Genomic DNA, 17,167 nt, shown 5'->3' on the forward strand with positions numbered 1-17,167 from the left:
ATGTCTGGAGGATTGGTTACAGCTGCATACATTGTTGCCGCTATTTTGTTTATTTTCAGCCTGGCGGGCCTGTCGCGTCATGAAACGTCGAAGCAAGGCAACCTGTTTGGCGTCGCCGGCATGGCGATCGCGCTGATCGCGACCATTCTGGGGCCGGATTCCGGCAACGTCGGCTGGATCATCATCGCCATGATCATCGGTGGCTCGATCGGCGTCTATCTGGCGAAGAAGGTCGAGATGACCGAAATGCCGGAGCTGGTGGCGGTGCTGCACAGCTTCGTTGGCCTGGCCGCGGTGCTGGTCGGTTTCAACAGTTATCTGGATCACGGTGCGCCGATGGAGCCGGTGATGGCGAATATCCATCTGACCGAAGTGTTCCTCGGCATCTTTATCGGTGCGGTGACCTTCACCGGGTCGATCGTCGCCTTCGGCAAGCTGCGCGGCATCATTTCTTCCAAGCCGTTGATGCTGCCGAATCGCCACAAGCTGAACCTGGCGGCGCTGGTGATCTCGTTCCTGCTGCTGGTGGCGTTCGTGCGCACCGACAGCGTGGGCTGGCAGGTGGTGACGCTGCTGCTGATGACGGCGATCGCGCTGGCGTTCGGCTGGCATCTGGTCGCCTCGATCGGCGGCGCCGACATGCCGGTGGTGGTGTCGATGCTCAACTCCTACTCGGGGTGGGCGGCGGCCGCGGCGGGCTTCATGCTGAGCAACGATCTGCTGATCGTCACCGGCGCGCTGGTGGGCTCTTCGGGGGCGATCCTGTCTTACATCATGTGCAAGGCGATGAACCGCTCGTTTATCAGCGTGATCGCCGGCGGTTTCGGCAGCGACGGTTCATCCACCGGCGATGCCGAAGAGATGGGCGAATACCGTGAAACCACGGCGGAAGAGGTGGCCGAGCAGTTGAAGAACTCCACCTCGGTGATCATCACCCCGGGCTACGGCATGGCGGTGGCGCAGGCGCAGTATCCGGTGGCGGAAATCACCGAAAAACTGCGGGCGCGCGGCGTGAAGGTGCGCTTCGGCATTCACCCGGTCGCGGGGCGCTTGCCGGGCCACATGAACGTGCTGCTGGCAGAGGCGAAGGTGCCGTACGACGTGGTGCTGGAGATGGATGAAATCAACGACGATTTCCCGGATACCGACACCGTGCTGGTGATCGGCGCCAACGATACGGTGAACCCGGCGGCGCTGGAAGATCCGCGCAGCCCGATCGCCGGCATGCCGGTATTGGAAGTGTGGAAAGCGCAGAACGTGATCGCGTTCAAACGGTCGATGAACACCGGCTACGCCGGCGTGCAGAACCCGCTGTTCTTCAAGGAGAACACCCAAATGCTGTTCGGCGACGCCAAAGACAGCGTGGAAGCGATTTTGCGGGCGTTGCAGAAGTAAAATTGGGCAACCAAAGAAAAACGGGCCGCTTGTCAGCGGCCCGTTTCTTTATGTGCGAAGCCTAATCTTCGTCGTCGTGTTCGTCGTCTTCATCCGCCTCGATCGGGCAGTTGAAGTTTTCCGGTTTAATCACCAGCAGGTCGCATTTCAGATGATCGATCACATGTTCCGCCGTGTTGCCGATAAAGGCGGCTGAAATGCCGGTGCGGCCCAGGGTGCCCAGCACCACCACGCCGGCCTGCAGGTGTTCGGCCAAATCGGGGATCACCTCTTCCGGCAGGCCTTTTTCCACGTGGGTGAACTCTTCCTTAATGCAGAATTTTTGCCGCAGCGCCTTCATGGCGATCAGATGCTGGCCGCGAATGGCGTCGTTGTAGACGCTCGGGTCGAAGTCGGGCAATTCGATGGCGATGTTGATCGGGGTAACGGGATAGGCGCCGACCAGGTGAACCTCGGTCTGGTTGACGTTTTGCGCCAGTTCGACGGTTTCTTGCACCAGTTTGATATTGAGCGGGTCGTGATAGGGTTCTTCGCTGGCCAGATTGACCGCCACCAGCGCCTTGCCGCCTTCCGGCCAGGGCTGGTCTTTCACCATCCACACCGGGCAAGGGCATTTGCGCAGCAGGTGCCAGTCGGTGGGGGTAAAGATCACCGACTCCAACCGGTCGTGTTGGTGCGCCATTTTCAGCAGCAGGTCATGTTGGCTGGAAAGCACTTCCTGAATGATGGCTTCGAAGGGGCGGTTATGCCAGACCACTTTGATTTCGATCGGCACGCCGTCGTTGAGATAGAAGCGGCACTGCTCGTTGATCCAGGCGGCGCGTTGGCTGATCACACCTTGCCGCATCGCCGTTCTTTCATCCGGGGAGAGCAGGGTCGTCATTTCGTAAGAGAAGTCATAGATGGGCAGGAAGGCCTTGATGCGCCCGCCGTTCCGTTTTACCAGGTACACGGCGCGGCGCAATGCCGGCTGATCGTCCTGATTGGGGTCAATAGCCACCAGAAGATTCTGATACTTCGCCATAGGGCCTCCTTACAGCTGAAATCAACAGTCTGTTAATTTACAGAGTAACCCAACATTGAAAAACAGAACAACAACAGAAGCGTGCCGGATCAACAATTTCGGGGAAATGGTGATCCGGCAGGAGAATCAGGCGTTGACGGTCACGTTGATACGCGGCGTGCCGGCCAGCACCGACAGAGCGTCGGCGTTTTCGATGGTGATGTATTTGCCTTTCACGCTGAGGATTTCGCTTTTCTGGAAGCGGCCCAGCAGCCGGCTGATGGTTTCCACCGTCAGGCCGAGATAGTTGCCGATATCGCCGCGGGTCATGGTCAAACGGAACTCGCGCGGAGAGAAACCGCGCTCCGCAAAGCGGCGCGACAGGTTGTAAACGAACGCCGCCAGGCGCTCTTCGGCGTTTTTCTTCGACAACAGCAGGATCATGTCCTGGTCGCCTTTGATCTCGCCGCTCATCAACCGCATGATCTGCTGACGCAGGTTTGGCATTTTGCCGGACAGATCGTCGAGGGTCTCGAACGGAATTTCGCACACCATCGAGGTTTCCAGCGCCTGGGCGAAGCTTGGGTGCTTCAGGCCACCGATGGCGTCAAAGCCCACCAGGTCACCCGCCAGGTGGAAGCCGGTGATCTGCTCGTCGCCTTGCTCGGTGATGGTGTAGCTCTTGATGGTCCCGGAACGGATCGCGTACAGCGATTTCAGCTCGTCGCCGGCCTTGAACAGGGTCTGGCCTTTCTGAATAGGCTTTTTCCTCTCGATAATGTTGTCGAGCTGATCCAGCTCGTGGGCATTAAGGGTGAAAGGAATGCACAGCTGGCTGATGCTGCAGTCCTGGCAATGGATCGCACAACCACCAGACTGGATACGACGAATCACGCGTTTTTCCGGGATCATAGATTACGCTCATTCAATAATTGATATGAGTCAATTTTAACATCTTTTGCCGCAGCTGATAAGGGTAGCATTAGTCTGAATAGGGGCATTGTGTGCGAATTTTACGCACACATGCCGCCGATTATTCTGTAGGGGACTGAAGTTATGAGTATTATTTGTGACTTATGCGTTTTATTCACACAAGTTATTCATAGGGCCCAGCGGCCTGCGAGCGTGGCGTTGAGCAATGGGCTTTATTAAGCGTCGCCAAACAATGGCGCCGGATAATCGCCTGGCGCGGCTACAGCAGGCTTTTAGGCAGGTAGCCTTCGTGCTGCAGCAGCCATTGTTTGCGCTGTACGCCACCGGCATAGCCGGTCAGTGCGCCTTGCGAACCGATCACTCGGTGGCAGGGCACGACGATGCTGATCGGATTTGAACCGTTGGCCATGCCGACCGCGCGCGAGGCGGTCGGACGGCCGATGCGTTGCGCGAGCTGGCCGTAGGTCAGGATCTCGCCGCAGGGGATTTGGCGCAGCTGTTGCCAGACGGTGCGTTGGAACTCGGTGCCGGCGGTCATCACCGGCAACCGATCGATAATGCTCAGTTCACCGGCGAAATAGCGCTGCATGGCGTCGGTCAGCCCGCTGGGATCGCGCTGTTCGCGCAGGGTGAACCGATCGGCGCGGTAGTGGGTATTCAGCAGCTTCATCAGGCGCGCTTCGTGATCGGTCCAGTCAATCGCCCGCAGGCGCCCCTGTTCATCGGCAATCAGCACCAGTTCTCCCACCGGTGTGGCGGTACGATCAATCAAAAAAGTCTGCATCTGGATCACTCCTCGGTTTGGTAGGGCGATTATCGCATGAAACGCAAGGGAGCGATGGCGGATTTCGGACATGCTGATGGGCGACCGCAGGGTCGCCCGAATAGCCGGCTTACGGTAAGTCGGGGAGTTATTGTGTGATAAATTTATAAAATAAATTTATAAGTCATCAAGACAAGTTGTGTCTTGTTTATTATTTCAGCAGGCAGTAACGCTTTGTGGTTACTTATAGCTGATGGTCACGCGTTTTAAATGGGGATCGTTATTCACCATCTCACTGCTGACGGCAGAAACTAATTCTTTTGGCATCGCTTTTAACGAAGAGGATATATACCCGTTCTGATATTCCGTCACTTTACCGAAGCAGCTGGAGATAAGCTTTTCATCCTGATGTTTGACGGTGCATGCAGGCGTGGTAATGGCGCCGGTGAAGCGTACGACGCCAGAGGCGACCTGGCTGCCGGAAAGCGGTTTTGCTTGCAGAGCGAAGGGCAGAATGACCAATGCGCTTAATACGGCTAAGTAATGGTTCATACGCTGTTCCTTTCAGAGTAAAAACACTGCCAATTAAAAAACAAGCGCGCTTGTTTTCATCAAATAAGCTATTTCGCTTGGCGAAATAAAAACGAATGGGCAAAAATCCTACTGCCTGCATTCAATGAATTTGATAATAGAGAGGTAGGATGAGTAAAACCATGATTTGGATCATAGTGAAGACCGGTTAATGGTTTCAGGCGCGGGCGGGATAACAGGCTGTGATCGTTCTCTCAGGAAAGCGGAAAATGGCGGGATGTTTTCGCCCCCGTGGTGCAGCCACTGAAACCGGGGGCGGGCGTGGGGTTACAGCATGCCGCTGCTGCCGCAGATGCGGATCTTTTCCGCCACCACTTCTTTCATCGCCAGCTTGCCGGGGACGATGTATTTGCGCGGATCGTTGGCATCCGGGTGCTGTGAAAAGTAGCTTTTTACCGCATCGGCGAAGGCGATTTTCAATTCGGTGGCGACGTTGACCTTGCAAACGCCGAGCGAGATCGCGCGCTTGACCATTGCTTCCGGAATGCCGGAGGCGCCATGCAGCACCAACGGCACGTCCACCTGTTCGCGGATCAGCGCCAGGCGTTCGAAGTCCAGCTTCGGTTCGCCGTGATACAGGCCGTGGGCGGAACCGATCGCCACCGCCAGCGAATCGATGCCGGTGGCGGCGACAAACTCGCGTGCCGCCACCGGGTCGGTATAGAAGCTGTCCGCCGTATCGACGATCAGATCGTCCTCTTGCCCGCCCAGGCGGCCCAGCTCCGCCTCCACGCTGGCGCCGTAGCGATGGCACAGGGCCACTGCGGCGGCCACCTTGGCGATATTCTGCTCGAACGGCAAATGGGAGCCGTCGATCATGACCGAGCGGATGCCGCTTTTCACCTTGTGCTCGATGTCATCGAGCTCTTCGTGATGATCCAGATGCAGCGCCAGCGGCAGATCGTAGCGGTGCGCGGCCGCCTGACAGATACCGATCAGGTAGTCGGTGCCGGCATAGCTGAAGGTGCCGGGCGTGCCGGCCATGATCACCGGCGAGCGCAGCTCGGCGGCGGTCTCCGCCACCACCTGCACGGTTTCCAGATTGTGAACGTTAAACGCCGGAACGGCGTAACCCTGGCGCTGCGCCTTGAGCAGCATGTCTCGGTTGGCTATCAGATACATGGGATCTCCTTACTGCACGGGGGAAGGAAAACGGTAAATCGTCACGCCTTTCACCACCCGGTTAACCTCGCCGGTCGGGCAGGGGTTATCCGGGGTCAGCCCCAGCGCCAGCGAACTCTCGAAGGCCAGCATCTGGGTGAACAGCAGATACGGGAACAGCAGCCAGATATCGTCTGCCGCATCGTGCATATGCAGCAGGGTATCGGCGAGGGGTTGGCGCCCGCCGGTCAATCCGACCAGCTGCATCGCCTGCCCATCGCGCTGCAGCTCGTTCCACAGATCGCGGTCATACTGGCGGGCGTAGTCGTCGCGCGAGAACATCAACACCACCAGCGTCTGGCCGTCGACCATGAATTTCGGACCATGACGCAGGCCGAGCGGCGAGTCGTAGCGCGTAACGATGCGCCCGGCGGTCAGCTCCAGCATCTTGAGCGAGGCCTCTTCGGCAAGGCCGGTAAAGCAGCTGCCGCCAAGGGTGATGTAGCGGCGGAAGCCGCCGGCGGCCAGCGCCTTCACCTGCGGCTGCAGCGTTTCTCGCAGTGCGCGGCAGCGCTGCACCATGGCGTGCAGCGGCGCCTGGGCGGCCTCGAGCGACAGGGGGCCGAGCAGCAGCGCGGCGCTCAGCATCATGCAGCTGAAGCTGGAGGTCATGGCGAAGCTCTGATCGTTAGAACCTTGCGGCATCACCAGCGAACAGACGTTGTCGCGCCGATGTGCATACTGCGCCAGCTTGCTGTCCGGGTTGCACACCAGCATCAGGTGGTAGCTTTCCGGCAGCAGTTGGTCGGCCAGCTCCACCGTCGCCACGCTCTCCGGGCTGTTGCCCGAACGGGCGAAGGAGACCAGCAGCGTCGGCCGCTCAGGGTCGAGATACTGCAGCGGGTTGGCGACGATATCGGTAGTGCCGTAGGCCACCACGTCGCGGCCGGTGCGTTCGCGCAGCCAGGGGGCCAGGGCGCGGCCGGCGAACGCCGAGCTGCCGGCGCCGCACAGCACGATCTGCAGGCGCGGATTGACCAGCAGCGGCGCCAGAAACGGCTGCCATTGCGCCTGTTGATCCTGCAGCTGCCGGTGCAGCGCCGCCCACAGATCCGGCTGTTGCCAAATTTCTGCGGCGGTGTGCCAGGCGTTGCGCTGCTTCAGCCAATTCGCCTCGTAAGAGAAATACGCGTTCATGATGACAGCTCCTTAAAAATCCTCGGTTAACGGTCGGCGATAATCACGTCGATCCCTAAAGGGTGCAGCGCCTGCAGACAGTGTTCCGGAATGCGGCTGTCGGTGACCAGGCGGTGGATCTGGCCGATGTCGCGATCGTGCAAAAACTTGTGCGGCCGAATTTGCTGGCGTCGGCGAGGGTGTGTTTGACGTCGCGATTGATGTGGATGGTGACGCTGGAGACCGAAAGCAGCTGGCTGAGCGGTTCCACGCGCGACGCGCCTTCGCGGCACAGCGGGTCGATAATTAATTCCCGGCGTTTTGCGGTAGTGATCATTAACGCAGACTCCTGATTTACCTGTAGCCGTGCCCGACCGCGGCTTAATAAGCCGCAGCGATACCGACCGGAGCGCTTTCAGTTGTTCGTGGCGAATTACAGCAAACGAAACACTGAAATGCAATCGATTAATTTTAAAATATCTATATCTATCAGTTGGTTATATTTGATTTTGCTTTCGTTTGAGCGCCAACCGAAAGCAGCGTCAACGCAAAGTGAAAACGGCAAATTCGTTATTTTTCAGTCGACAATTCCCGGCATTTAATTATTCAGTCCGTCGAGGCCGAAAGCCGCAGCGATAATTCGGCAGCCGCCGGGCTTTCACTGTTTTTTTATGCCGGCGCGTGTAATAGCGCCGCATTGCAGCGGGTGAGGGTGAACGACAGCGGCCATGCGTTTCCCTCCGGCGATCCGTTCGTGGCCCATCCCGGCGAGGATCTGCAGCCGATAGCGCCTGCGTGAGGCGGTGAACCGCCGCATTGAAGCGTTGCTGGCGCCGATGTGAGGGGAAGTGGGGGCGAAAATGCGTCTTTCGCTCCCAAATCGCCATTACTTTGCTATACCTGATAGTCGATGGATTCATTTTATTGTCATGTGACTGACATGTCAGAGTCATGGCTCTGGCTTAAGTTTGCAGCGACTACGTCAGGAGATAACGCGATGTTCAGCCTGGATTCTCTGTTGCAAGATGCATTTCCACACCGCAATACCCCTGCCTGGCAGCGCAGCCTGCTAAGAACCCTTCTCTTCGAAAAAGAATTCAAACAGTTCGCCGCCGACTATCCCCACCTGAAAGGGCTCGATCTGATCGAGCAGGTGGTGGACTACTTTAACCTCAGCTGCGAGCTGGTGGACGGCGATCTGGAAAACATCCCCAGCCAGGGGCCGGTGGTGCTCGTGGCCAATCACCCGATCGGCTCGCTCGACGGACTGGTGCTGTTGCGCGCCGTCGCGGCGGTGCGTCCGGATGTGAAAGTGGTGGCCAGCCAACTGCTGACTTACATCGAACCGCTGCGCAACCTGTTCGTGCCGGTGGATAACGTCGCTTATAAAACCAGCCGCAAACAGATAGAAGGCATGCAGCAGCAGCTGGACAATCAGGGCGCGCTGATCCTGTTCCCGGCCGGCGAAGTGTCGCGCATGAGCCCGAAAGGCATCCGCGACGGCCACTGGCATACCGGTTTTCTGCGTCTGGCCGCCAAGGCGCGCGCGCCGATCGTGCCGATTCATATCAGCGCGCGCAACAGCAACCTGTTCTACTTTACGTCGCTGGTCTATCGTCCGCTGTCGACGCTGCTGCTGGTGCGTGAAATGTTCCAGCAGCGGGGCGGGCGCATCAGGATCCGCATCGGCGGCCGCGTGCCGTTCGCCAACTGGCACGATGGCCACACCAGCGCCAAGGATCTGGCGGAGCGCTTTCGCCGTCACGTGTATCGCCTAGGCCAGGGCAAACCGGGGCTGTTCGCCAGCGAATCGCCGATCGCGTTGCCGGAAGAGCGTCTGGAGCTGAAAAAGGCGCTGGCGAACTGCGAAAGACTGGGGGTGACACCGGACGGCAAAACCATCTATCTCTATCGCCGACATGATGAAGCGCGCACGCCGATCCTGCGCGAGCTGGGGCGCCTGCGCGAGATCGCTTTCCGCGCGGTGGGGGAAGGATCCGGCCGCCGCCGCGATCTGGACAGCTACGACGACGATTATTATCACCTGGTGCTGTGGGATGAAGAGGAGCTGGAGATCGTCGGCGCCTATCGTTTTATCCCCACCGCCGAACAAATCGCGCGTAAGGGCCTGGAGAGCATCTACAGCAACAGCCTGTTCCACTATGACCGCGATATGGAACCGATCCTGGCGCAGGGCATCGAACTGGGGCGCAGCTTCATTCAGCCGGCCTATTGGGGCAAGCGCGGGCTGGATTATTTGTGGCTGGGCATCGGCGCCTATCTGTCGAAATACCCGCAGTATCGCTATCTGTTCGGCCCGGTATCCATTTCCGGCGGCATGCCGCTGGCGGCGCGGGATCTGTTGATCGCCTTCTATCGACTCTATTTCTCGCCGGACCACGCCTTCGCGCAGTCGCGTCGTCCTTATCCGGCGTCGTTGCCGCAGGTGCTGGCGCAGTTTGCCGGGGATAACTACCAGGAAGATCTGGTGCGGCTGAAGAGCCTGCTCAGCAACATCGGCTGCTCGATCCCGACACTGTATAAACAGTACACCGAGCTGTGCGAACCGGGCGGGGTGCAGTTTATCGACTTTGGCACCGATCCGGCCTTCAACAACTGCATCGACGGCCTGGTGCTGGTGGATACCTCGCGGCTCAAGCCGTCGCGTTATCAACGTTATATTGCGGTGCATCAGCCGCAGGAAGCCGAGACGGCATGATCGGCGTCTGACTCATGCCTTTTTGATCTAAGCACGACCTTGGGGCCGGCGACGGGATAGCGCTACGATAAACGTTTTGCTTTCCACCGCCGGAGCCTTTCATGCCTCATTCGTTTATCCCGCCGTTATTGTCCGCCGATGAACCGCCCGCCGCCGCCGTTGAAACCCCGCGCGGCAAAGCGCCATTTTTGCTGCTGTGCGATCACGCCGGCAAGGCGATACCGCAATCCCTCGGGGATCTCGGCTTACCGCCGGGGGAGATCGAGCGCCACATCGGCTGGGATATCGGCGCGCTGGGCGTATCGCGCCATCTGAGCCGCCAACTGGACGCCACGCTGATTCATCAGCGTTACTCACGGTTGGTGATCGACTGCAACCGGGCGCCCGGCATCGCCAGCTCGATCCCGCATTTGTCTGAACTGACGCCCATCCCCGGCAATATCGGCATCGACGCCGAACACGCGCTGGCGCGTGAGCGCGAGGTATTTTTGCCGTATCACCACGCCATCGACGAGCATCTGGGGCAACGCCAACTGCGCGAACTGCCGACGGCGGTGATCGCCATGCACAGCTTCACGCCGGTGTTCAAGGGGCAATCGCGCCCCTGGCAGGTGGGGCTGCTGTTTAACCGCTACCCGGAATTTGCGCTGCTGTTGGCTGAACTGCTGCGTGAAGAGGGGGATCTGCAGGTGGGTATTAACGAACCTTATGCGATGACGGACGCCACCGATTACACGTTGCCGGTGCACGCGGAGCGCCGCGGTTTGCCTTACGTCGGCATCGAAATTCGCCAGGATTTGGTCGCTGACGAACGCGGGCAACAGGCATGGGCGAAACGTTTCGCGCGCCTGCTGCCGCAGGCCTGGCAACGCTGGCAAATTTGACTTTAGGAATATTCCCAGAGATGATAACCGTAAGGAATACGTAAGACGTCATTAGAAAAAAAGTCAGGAGACACGTGTGGAGCACAGCGATAACGGACTGTTTATCAAACGGGAGCGTTTTGAAGTTCTGGCGATTCTGCGAGAAATTTGCAAACAACGCACGCCGCTGCGCGTAGAAAATCAGCAGCACCGGTTTCAAAGTCTGTTATTGAGCGTCGGGCCGGACAATATCGTGTTCAGCGGTGAGGAAGCCTCGAGCGCCATCGACGGCGCTTGCACCATCGTGATTGAAAGCAACGACGCCAAAATCGAGTTTTCCGTCCCCCAGGCGGAGCTGACCGAACATCAGGGCGTACAGGCCTGTTCGACCCGGCTGCCGCAGGAGCTGGTCTATATCCAGCGTCGCCGTCAATTCCGCATCACTACGCCGCACTGGCGCCAATTCTTTTGTACCGGCGAATACCCGGACGGCACGCCGTACGAGCTGCGGATCCACGATCTCTCCGCCGGCGGCGTCGGTTTACGCTTCGACGGCCCGCTGCCGGATTTCTTCCAGCCAGGCTTGCAGTTCAAGAAAGCGGAGCTGGATCTGGGCAGCTACGGCAGCTTCAAGGTCAACATGGAGCTGGTGGTGGTCAACGACGATCAGGAAACCGACGATAACGACCAGGTGGTGCACTTCTCGCGCCTGTCATGCCGCTTTCTTAAGCTCGGATTGGCGATGGAGCGCAAAATTCAGAGCGCCGTGTTCGCCTTCGAGCTGGATTTCAACAAAAAGAAAAAACGCTGATAGGTATCAGGGGCAGTGCGCTGCCCCTCTGACTCGCCTGCGGCCTTAGGGGTTAAGCGCCCGCAGGCTGCCGATCTCTTCCCAACCGAAATGCGCCGCTTCGGCCAGTACGCCGCACACTTCATCGCCGGCGGCAACCACTGCCGCGTCGAGCGCAGCGCCCTGCAGCAGATGGCTGACCAGCAACGCGGTGAACAGATCGCCGGTGCCTTTGACCGCCGATTTGACCTTCGGATGAGTAAAGCACTGCGTTTCCTGCCGGGTGACCAGCATCAATCCCACTTTGTCTTCGTGTTGCGCTACGCCCGGTGCGCTGGTGACCAACACCCATTCGGTGGTGTCGTTCAACAGCGCCTGCGCGGCGTGTTGCGTCTGCTCGCGGCTGCTCAGTTGCCGGCCGCACAGCTGCTCCAGTTCGAAACCGTTCGGCGTCAGGCCGTTGGCCAGCCGCAGGAACGGCGAGCGATAGCAGTTGACGATGCGCTCATCCACGTAGATCCCCTCACCGTAATCGCCCATCACCGGATCGATATAGATGTTTATCTGCGGATTGAGCGAGCGCACCCGCTGCAGCCAGTTGGCCAGAATATGGCACTGCATCACGTCGCCCAGGTAGCCGACGATCACCGCCCGTGCGCGCTTCATGACGCCGCGGGCGATCAGGTCGTCGAGAAAACCGCCGAACCAATCGCCGGAGATGACGCCGCCGTGCGGTTTGCCGTAATAGGGCGGGCAGCCGAACAACACGCTGGGCACCTGCAGCGCCTCCAGTCCCTTTTTCAGCAGAGCGCGGTAGGCGATGCCGTTGCCGACGCTGCCGTAGACCACCTGAGATTGAATGCTGATCACGTCAATAGACGGTGACCGCAAAGGTGAAGCCTGTTGCATGAGTTACTTCCTTGGTTCGTTGTTATCCAGCCAGCGCGCGAACACCTGCCGCGCGCGCTGTTCCAGCTGCGCGCCGTGGCGCGCGGCCTGGTCGCGCAGGGTCTGGGGCGCGATGCCGGCCAGTTCCAGCTCGCAGGCATGGCCAATCAGCCAGCGTTCGATATCGCGATAATCCGCCTCCAAATGGAACTGCAGGCCGAGCGCGAACCCCTGATAGTCGAAGGCCTGATGCGGGCATACCGCCGTGCCGGCCAGGCAGCGGGCGCCGTCCGGGATCATGAACATATCCCCGTGCCAGTGCAGTACCGGCGTGTCGGCCAGCGGCGCCAGCACCGACTCCTCTTCCGCCGGCGGCGTGGTCAGCGGGGCGAAGCCTATCTCTTTCACGCCGAGCGAAATAACCTCAGCGCCCAGCGCCTGGGCGATCACTTGCGCGCCGAGGCAAACCCCGAGGGTCGGCCGCCGCTGCGCCAGGCGCTGTTTGACCAGCGCGAATTCATGGTCGAGAAAATCATACCGCTGCTCGCCGGAAAAGTGCTGAGCGGCGCTGATCGGCCCGCCGAGCACCACCAACAGATCGGTCTCTTCATTATTGATAGCACGAATATCATCGCGGCCGGCATCGTAATAATCGATCTGATAGCCGCGCAGTGACAGCAGGGAACCGAGGATGCCCAGGTTTTCAAAGTTGACGTGCCGAATGGCGACGGCTTTTTTCATTGTTTAACCTCGCTAGCGTGAGTGAAGGGGATCAGCGCCAGCGACTCGCCCAGCACCGTGATGCCTTGCGCGCCGCTCTGGTAGACGATGCGGCGTTCGCTGACCTGGCTGAGCTGCACCTGATAACCCTGTGCGGCCGGGAACAGCGCGCAGGCCTGCTCCAGCTGATCGGCTGCCCACGGGGTGAACAGCTGCAGGCGGGCAAAGGCTTTTCCTGCATACTGAATGTCGAGCACGTAATGTTTATCCATGGAACCCCTTACTTTTGGCCGCAGAAACTGCTAATCTTATTTGAACTAGTACAAAAGGATTTATGTATGACTTCATTGTATGCAAAAGGCGGCGGCGCTGTCCAGATTGCCGAGCAGATCGCAGCACGCATCAAAAACGGCGCGCTGCGGCCGGGCGAACTGTTGCCGCCGGTACGCCAGCTGGCGGCGGAGCTGGAGGTCAATCCGAATACCGTGGCCAGCGCATACGCCAGATTGCGCGATGCCGGCCTGGTGGCGACGCGCGGGCGGGCGGGTACGGTGGTGCTGGAGCCGCCGCTGGCGGCGGTGAGTGCGGCCTATACGCCGCGCCAGGTGCCGGCGGGGATGTGCGATCTGGCCAGCGGCAACCTGGATGCCGCTTTGCTGCCGGCGCTGAGGCTTGGCGCGGCGGAGGTGTTCCCGCAGCAAAACGGCTATGACATCAGCGGCGACCTGCCGGTATTGACCGGTCTCGGGCGTGAGTGGCTCGGGCGCCAGGGCGTGGCCCTGGGGGAACCGGCGGTGTTTTCCGGCGCGTTGGACGCGATGGAAAAGGCGCTGCGCTGTCATGCCCAGCCTGGGGCGGCGGTGTGGGTGGAAGATCCCTGCTGGCCGCCGCTATTGACGCTGCTGCGTCACCTGCGCCTGCGGCCGCTGCCGCTGGCGGTGGATGAACAGGGCTGTCGGCTGCCGGAGAGTGGCACGGCTGACGCGGTGATCCTGACGCCGCGCGCCCATAATCCGACCGGCGCTTCGCTTTCAGCGCAACGTGCGCAGCAGTGGCGAGGTTTTCTGCGCGGCCATCCGCAGTGTCTGGCGATCGTCGACGATTTCTGGGGGCCGTTGTCGCAACAGCCGCTGCATCTGCCGTTCGACGGCGATCGCGGCCTGTACGTGCTGTCGCTCAGCAAGTTTCTCAGCCCGGATCTGCGCATCGCGTTGGCCTGCGGCAGCCCGACTTTGCTGCAGGCGATGCGCGCCGATCAGTACATCAGCGAACGCTGGGTCAGCCATATCTTGCAGCAGATCGCCGCCAGACTGTGGGAACAAGCCTTGCAGGAAGGGCAATTGCAGCGGGCGCAACAGGCGTATCAGGCCAGACGGGACGAGCTGGTCCAGCGGCTCAATGCGTTGAATCACACGGCGCTGGCGGTAGGTGAAGGGCTGCATCTGTGGGTGCCGGTGCGTTCGGAAACCGCCGCCGCGCAGCTGATGGCGCAGCGGGGATGGCTGGTGCAGGGCGGTGAACCTTTCCGCCTGAAGTGCGGTCCGGCGCTCCGCGTCAGCCTGGCGAACGTCACGCCGTCGCAGTTGGCGCCGCTGGCGCAGGATCTGTCCGAAGCCATGCGGGCGGCGGCGGCGATCAACTAAGCCGGCGTCAAACTCTCCTCCGCCAGTAACTGCAGCGAGGCTAACCGGGCGGCCGGTTCGGCGATCGGCGTGTCGATGATGAACTCTTCCACGCCGTACTGTTGCTGCAGCTGCGCCAGTTGCTGATGCACCTGCTCCGCGGTGCCGAGCAGAATATGGCTTTCCCGCGGCTCGATGCGGTAGTCGGTGGCGCCGGCCTGCTGCACGAAACTCTCCGCCTGCGCCAGGCTGCCGACGGTCACACTCTGCTCACCGGCAATGTGCACGCGGTATTGCCGAATGTCGGCCGCCAATGCCGCGGCCTGTTCCTCGCTGGGGGCCACGATCGCCGCCACCGCCAGCAGCGCCTTGCGGCCGCCGCTGTGTGCGGCGTAGTGCTCCAGCGCGTCGCGGATATCCTGCGGATTGCCGTTCAAATGCGCGGCGAACACGAAGGCCCAGCCGGACTCGGCCGCCAGCGTCGCGCTTTCTTTACTGGCGCCGAGCAGAAAACGCTGCGCGCCCTGCGGCGGCAGCGGTGTGGCGCTCAGGCCGGGCTCGGCGTCGTCGTTCAGATAGGCGGTCAACTGCGACAGCTGCTGAGGAAAGTCCGGCTTGCGTTGCCGATCGTGGGCCGCCTGCAGCGCCTGGGTTGCGAGCGGCAGCCCGCCGGGCGCTTTGCCCACCCCGAGATCGACGCGTCCCGGCGCCAGCGCCGCCAGCAGGTTGAAGTTTTCGGCCACCTTGTAGGCGCTGTAGTGCTGCAGCATCACGCCGCCGGAGCCGATGCGAATGCGCGTCGTCTGGCCGAGCAGGTAGCCGATCAGCACTTCCGGCGACGGGCAGGCGAGCTGCGGCGTGTTGTGGTGCTCCGCCAGCCAGAAACGCCGATACCCCCAGCGTTCCGCCCGTTGCGCCAGCTGCAGCGTGCGCGCCAGCGCCTGCGCGGCGCTTTCCCCGTCGGCGATCGGACTTTTTTCCAATATGCTCAAGGCATAAGCCATTTTTCCCGCTCCTTTCATCATCAGATATGCCTGACAAATACCATGCGGGCGGCGCGCGGCTTAATACTGATTGGCGATAGGATATTCCATTGATCCAAAACGGATTTGGATATGCGTAGAACGGTAAAGCGCCGCGATTTTACGGCTCCAGCCAAGCCTTCAGACGAATGGCGTCACGGTAGTGGCCGTAGCGCGGCTGCGCGCCAAGCAAGATCATCACCACCGGCTGCCCTTTGATGGTGGTGCGCATCACCAGGCAGTGACCGGCCTCGTCGGTAAAGCCGGTTTTCTGCAGCTGGATCTTCCAGGCCGGGTTGTTGATCAGACCGTTGGAACTGCGATAGACCAGCTGGCCGCGGCCAGGACGCACGATCTGCTGCTTGTCGGTGCTGAAGCGGCGAATCAATGGATAGCGATAGGCGTGATTGACCATTTTCAGCAGATCGCTGGCGGTGGCTACGTTGCGCGGCGTTAGCCCGGTCGGATCGTAGAAACGGGCGCGTTTCATGCCGATGGCGCGCGCTTTCTGATTCATTTTCGCCACGAAGGCCTTGCGCCCGCCGGGATAACTGCGGCTCAGCGCCGCGGCGGCGCGGTTTTCCGAAGACATCAGGGCGATGTGCAGCATGTCGCGGCGGCTGAGCACCGAGCCGATGGTCAGCCGCGAATGGGTTTTTTTCAGCAGATCGCGATCGGCGGCGGTGACTTTGAGTTGACTGCCCATGGGGCGTTTGCTGTCCAGGGCGACCATGGCGGTCATCAGCTTGGACAGAGACGCGATCGGCAGCACGCGGTTCGGTTGCTTCTGATAGAGCGTTTTTCCGGTACGCTGATTGACGACCAGCACCGATTTGGCATTCAACACCAATGGCGGCGCGGCGGCATGGGCGGGTGCCAAAACGAACAGCAGGCTGAACAGGGCGGCGGCGCCGAAGCGCCGGACGGACAGACGGAGAACAGGGAGAAATAAAAGCATAGCGACGGCAATAGTGACCCTAAGTGATTAAAAAATATCAAAAGAGTCTGCCCGGCAAATGTGAAGGAAATAGGGTGATAATCGCTCAAACTGTTACAGCAATCCCTTTTGCCGCAGCGTGAAGCGGGTGGCTTCGTTCAGATCGTAGTCCGCCAGGCGTTCGCGCGGCACCCAGGCGTAGTCGTCGAATTCATCGTTGATCGTCACGTCGCGGTTGGCGGCGTGGCAGTCGAAAATCAAGTAAATCATGTAGATTTGTTCCCGGCTGCCGTCGGCGTAGGTTTTGATGCGCACGTCGTCGCGGAAGGTCCAGGGCGTGATGCTGTCGAGGATCAGCGCGGCGCCCAACTCTTCGCGCACTTCGCGCCGCAGCGCTTGCTCTATCCGCTCACCCGGCTCGACGCCGCCGCCGGACAGCGCCCACTGGCCGGGAAATACGCCCTTGTGCGCGGCCATTTTGCACAGCAGGAAGGCGTTATCGTTTTCAATCAGCGGGCAGACAATGATGCGTTGGCGCATGGAGGACTCCTGTCAGAAAGCAAAGCCGCAGGATAGCAGATTTGGCGGCGCAGGGCGGGAAGGTCGATCGCATTCTGTGCGGCGGCGGGAAATCCGGTCGGCAT

General features: G+C 60.3%; 17 protein-coding genes and 1 pseudogene. 5 read left to right on the plus strand and 13 right to left on the minus strand.

Annotated elements, in window-relative coordinates; translation table 11 throughout:
- Complete coding sequence (gene pntB / locus ACJ8M3_RS05030; RefSeq protein WP_025159771.1) at nucleotides 1–1,395, plus strand: Re/Si-specific NAD(P)(+) transhydrogenase subunit beta; 1,395 nt, start codon at nucleotides 1–3, stop codon at nucleotides 1,393–1,395.
- Nucleotides 1,396–1,456: 61 nt separating this feature from the next.
- On the opposite strand, the gene uspE is transcribed toward pntB, so the two are convergent.
- The 7 genes and pseudogenes from uspE to ACJ8M3_RS05065 form a co-directional block, all read right to left on the minus strand.
- On the minus strand, nucleotides 1,457–2,419 hold the full coding sequence (uspE, locus tag ACJ8M3_RS05035; protein WP_089197101.1) for a universal stress protein UspE: 963 nt from the start codon (nucleotides 2,417–2,419) through the stop codon (nucleotides 1,457–1,459).
- Nucleotides 2,420–2,545: 126 nt separating this feature from the next.
- Nucleotides 2,546–3,310 (minus strand): FNR family transcription factor, encoded by a 765-nt coding sequence (locus ACJ8M3_RS05040; RefSeq protein ID WP_004938278.1) that lies wholly within the window; start codon nucleotides 3,308–3,310, stop codon nucleotides 2,546–2,548.
- 280 nt (nucleotides 3,311–3,590) lie between these two features.
- Entirely contained in the window at nucleotides 3,591–4,115 is a 525-nt protein-coding gene (gene ogt, locus ACJ8M3_RS05045) for a methylated-DNA--[protein]-cysteine S-methyltransferase (protein WP_004938274.1), read from the minus strand.
- A 219-nt stretch (nucleotides 4,116–4,334) separates the two neighbouring features.
- Nucleotides 4,335–4,646, minus strand: a complete 312-nt coding sequence (locus tag ACJ8M3_RS05050) for a hypothetical protein (RefSeq protein ID WP_033643206.1) — start codon at nucleotides 4,644–4,646, stop codon at nucleotides 4,335–4,337.
- A gap of 306 nt (nucleotides 4,647–4,952) precedes the next feature.
- Nucleotides 4,953–5,807 carry a tagatose bisphosphate family class II aldolase gene (locus ACJ8M3_RS05055; protein ID WP_033650298.1) on the minus strand — a complete coding sequence of 285 codons (855 nt, stop codon included), beginning with the start codon at nucleotides 5,805–5,807 and terminating at the stop codon, nucleotides 4,953–4,955.
- Between the two features lie 9 nt (nucleotides 5,808–5,816).
- A complete protein-coding gene (locus ACJ8M3_RS05060) occupies nucleotides 5,817–6,983 on the minus strand; it encodes an SIS domain-containing protein (protein WP_047575054.1) in 1,167 nt (388 codons plus the stop codon).
- A 26-nt stretch (nucleotides 6,984–7,009) separates the two neighbouring features.
- A pseudogene (locus ACJ8M3_RS05065) lies at nucleotides 7,010–7,161 on the minus strand (transcriptional repressor AgaR); the annotation flags it as partial.
- Between the two features lie 798 nt (nucleotides 7,162–7,959).
- On the opposite strand from ACJ8M3_RS05065, the gene ACJ8M3_RS05070 reads away from it, so the two are divergent.
- The 3 genes from ACJ8M3_RS05070 to ACJ8M3_RS05080 all read left to right on the plus strand — a co-directional run bounded on the left by ACJ8M3_RS05070 (nucleotide 7,960) and on the right by ACJ8M3_RS05080 (nucleotide 11,355).
- Complete coding sequence (locus tag ACJ8M3_RS05070) at nucleotides 7,960–9,681, plus strand: lysophospholipid acyltransferase family protein (protein ID WP_033643203.1); 1,722 nt, start codon at nucleotides 7,960–7,962, stop codon at nucleotides 9,679–9,681.
- Between the two features lie 101 nt (nucleotides 9,682–9,782).
- Nucleotides 9,783–10,565, plus strand: coding sequence for an N-formylglutamate amidohydrolase (locus ACJ8M3_RS05075; RefSeq protein WP_042784616.1), 783 nt, complete (start codon nucleotides 9,783–9,785; stop codon nucleotides 10,563–10,565).
- A 76-nt stretch (nucleotides 10,566–10,641) separates the two neighbouring features.
- Nucleotides 10,642–11,355, plus strand: coding sequence for a flagellar brake protein (locus ACJ8M3_RS05080; protein WP_033643201.1), 714 nt, complete (start codon nucleotides 10,642–10,644; stop codon nucleotides 11,353–11,355).
- A 45-nt stretch (nucleotides 11,356–11,400) separates the two neighbouring features.
- Here ACJ8M3_RS05080 and ACJ8M3_RS05085 read toward each other — a convergent pair whose 3' ends face one another.
- The 3 genes from ACJ8M3_RS05085 to ACJ8M3_RS05095 are packed head-to-tail and all read right to left on the minus strand — an operon-like array spanning nucleotide 11,401 to nucleotide 13,214.
- Nucleotides 11,401–12,243 (minus strand): PfkB family carbohydrate kinase, encoded by an 843-nt coding sequence (locus ACJ8M3_RS05085; protein WP_089197100.1) that lies wholly within the window; start codon nucleotides 12,241–12,243, stop codon nucleotides 11,401–11,403.
- A 3-nt stretch (nucleotides 12,244–12,246) separates the two neighbouring features.
- A complete protein-coding gene (locus ACJ8M3_RS05090; RefSeq protein WP_033643199.1) occupies nucleotides 12,247–12,963 on the minus strand; it encodes a glutamine amidotransferase in 717 nt (238 codons plus the stop codon).
- Nucleotides 12,960–13,214, minus strand: a complete 255-nt coding sequence (locus tag ACJ8M3_RS05095; protein ID WP_033643198.1) for a hypothetical protein — start codon at nucleotides 13,212–13,214, stop codon at nucleotides 12,960–12,962. The genes ACJ8M3_RS05090 and ACJ8M3_RS05095 overlap by 4 nt, the downstream gene beginning before the upstream one ends.
- Before the next feature lie 66 nt (nucleotides 13,215–13,280).
- Here ACJ8M3_RS05095 and ACJ8M3_RS05100 point away from each other — a divergent pair, with 66 nt between their 5' ends.
- Nucleotides 13,281–14,585, plus strand: a complete 1,305-nt coding sequence (locus ACJ8M3_RS05100; protein WP_442514613.1) for an aminotransferase class I/II-fold pyridoxal phosphate-dependent enzyme — start codon at nucleotides 13,281–13,283, stop codon at nucleotides 14,583–14,585.
- Here ACJ8M3_RS05100 and ACJ8M3_RS05105 read toward each other — a convergent pair.
- From ACJ8M3_RS05105 to nudI, 3 genes are all read right to left on the minus strand, one after another.
- A complete protein-coding gene (locus ACJ8M3_RS05105) occupies nucleotides 14,582–15,568 on the minus strand; it encodes an MsnO8 family LLM class oxidoreductase (RefSeq protein WP_442514614.1) in 987 nt (328 codons plus the stop codon). The genes ACJ8M3_RS05100 and ACJ8M3_RS05105 overlap by 4 nt on opposite strands.
- A gap of 139 nt (nucleotides 15,569–15,707) precedes the next feature.
- On the minus strand, nucleotides 15,708–16,544 hold the full coding sequence (pbpG, locus tag ACJ8M3_RS05110) for a D-alanyl-D-alanine endopeptidase (protein WP_442514615.1): 837 nt from the start codon (nucleotides 16,542–16,544) through the stop codon (nucleotides 15,708–15,710).
- A gap of 93 nt (nucleotides 16,545–16,637) precedes the next feature.
- Nucleotides 16,638–17,063, minus strand: a complete 426-nt coding sequence (nudI, locus tag ACJ8M3_RS05115) for a nucleoside triphosphatase NudI (protein WP_197815717.1) — start codon at nucleotides 17,061–17,063, stop codon at nucleotides 16,638–16,640.
- Nucleotides 17,064–17,167 lie beyond the last annotated feature (104 nt).

It is taken from the genome of Serratia sp. CY55921, from assembly GCF_052167655.1.
In the GTDB taxonomy this organism is placed as follows: Bacteria; Pseudomonadota; Gammaproteobacteria; order Enterobacterales; family Enterobacteriaceae; genus Serratia; species Serratia ureilytica.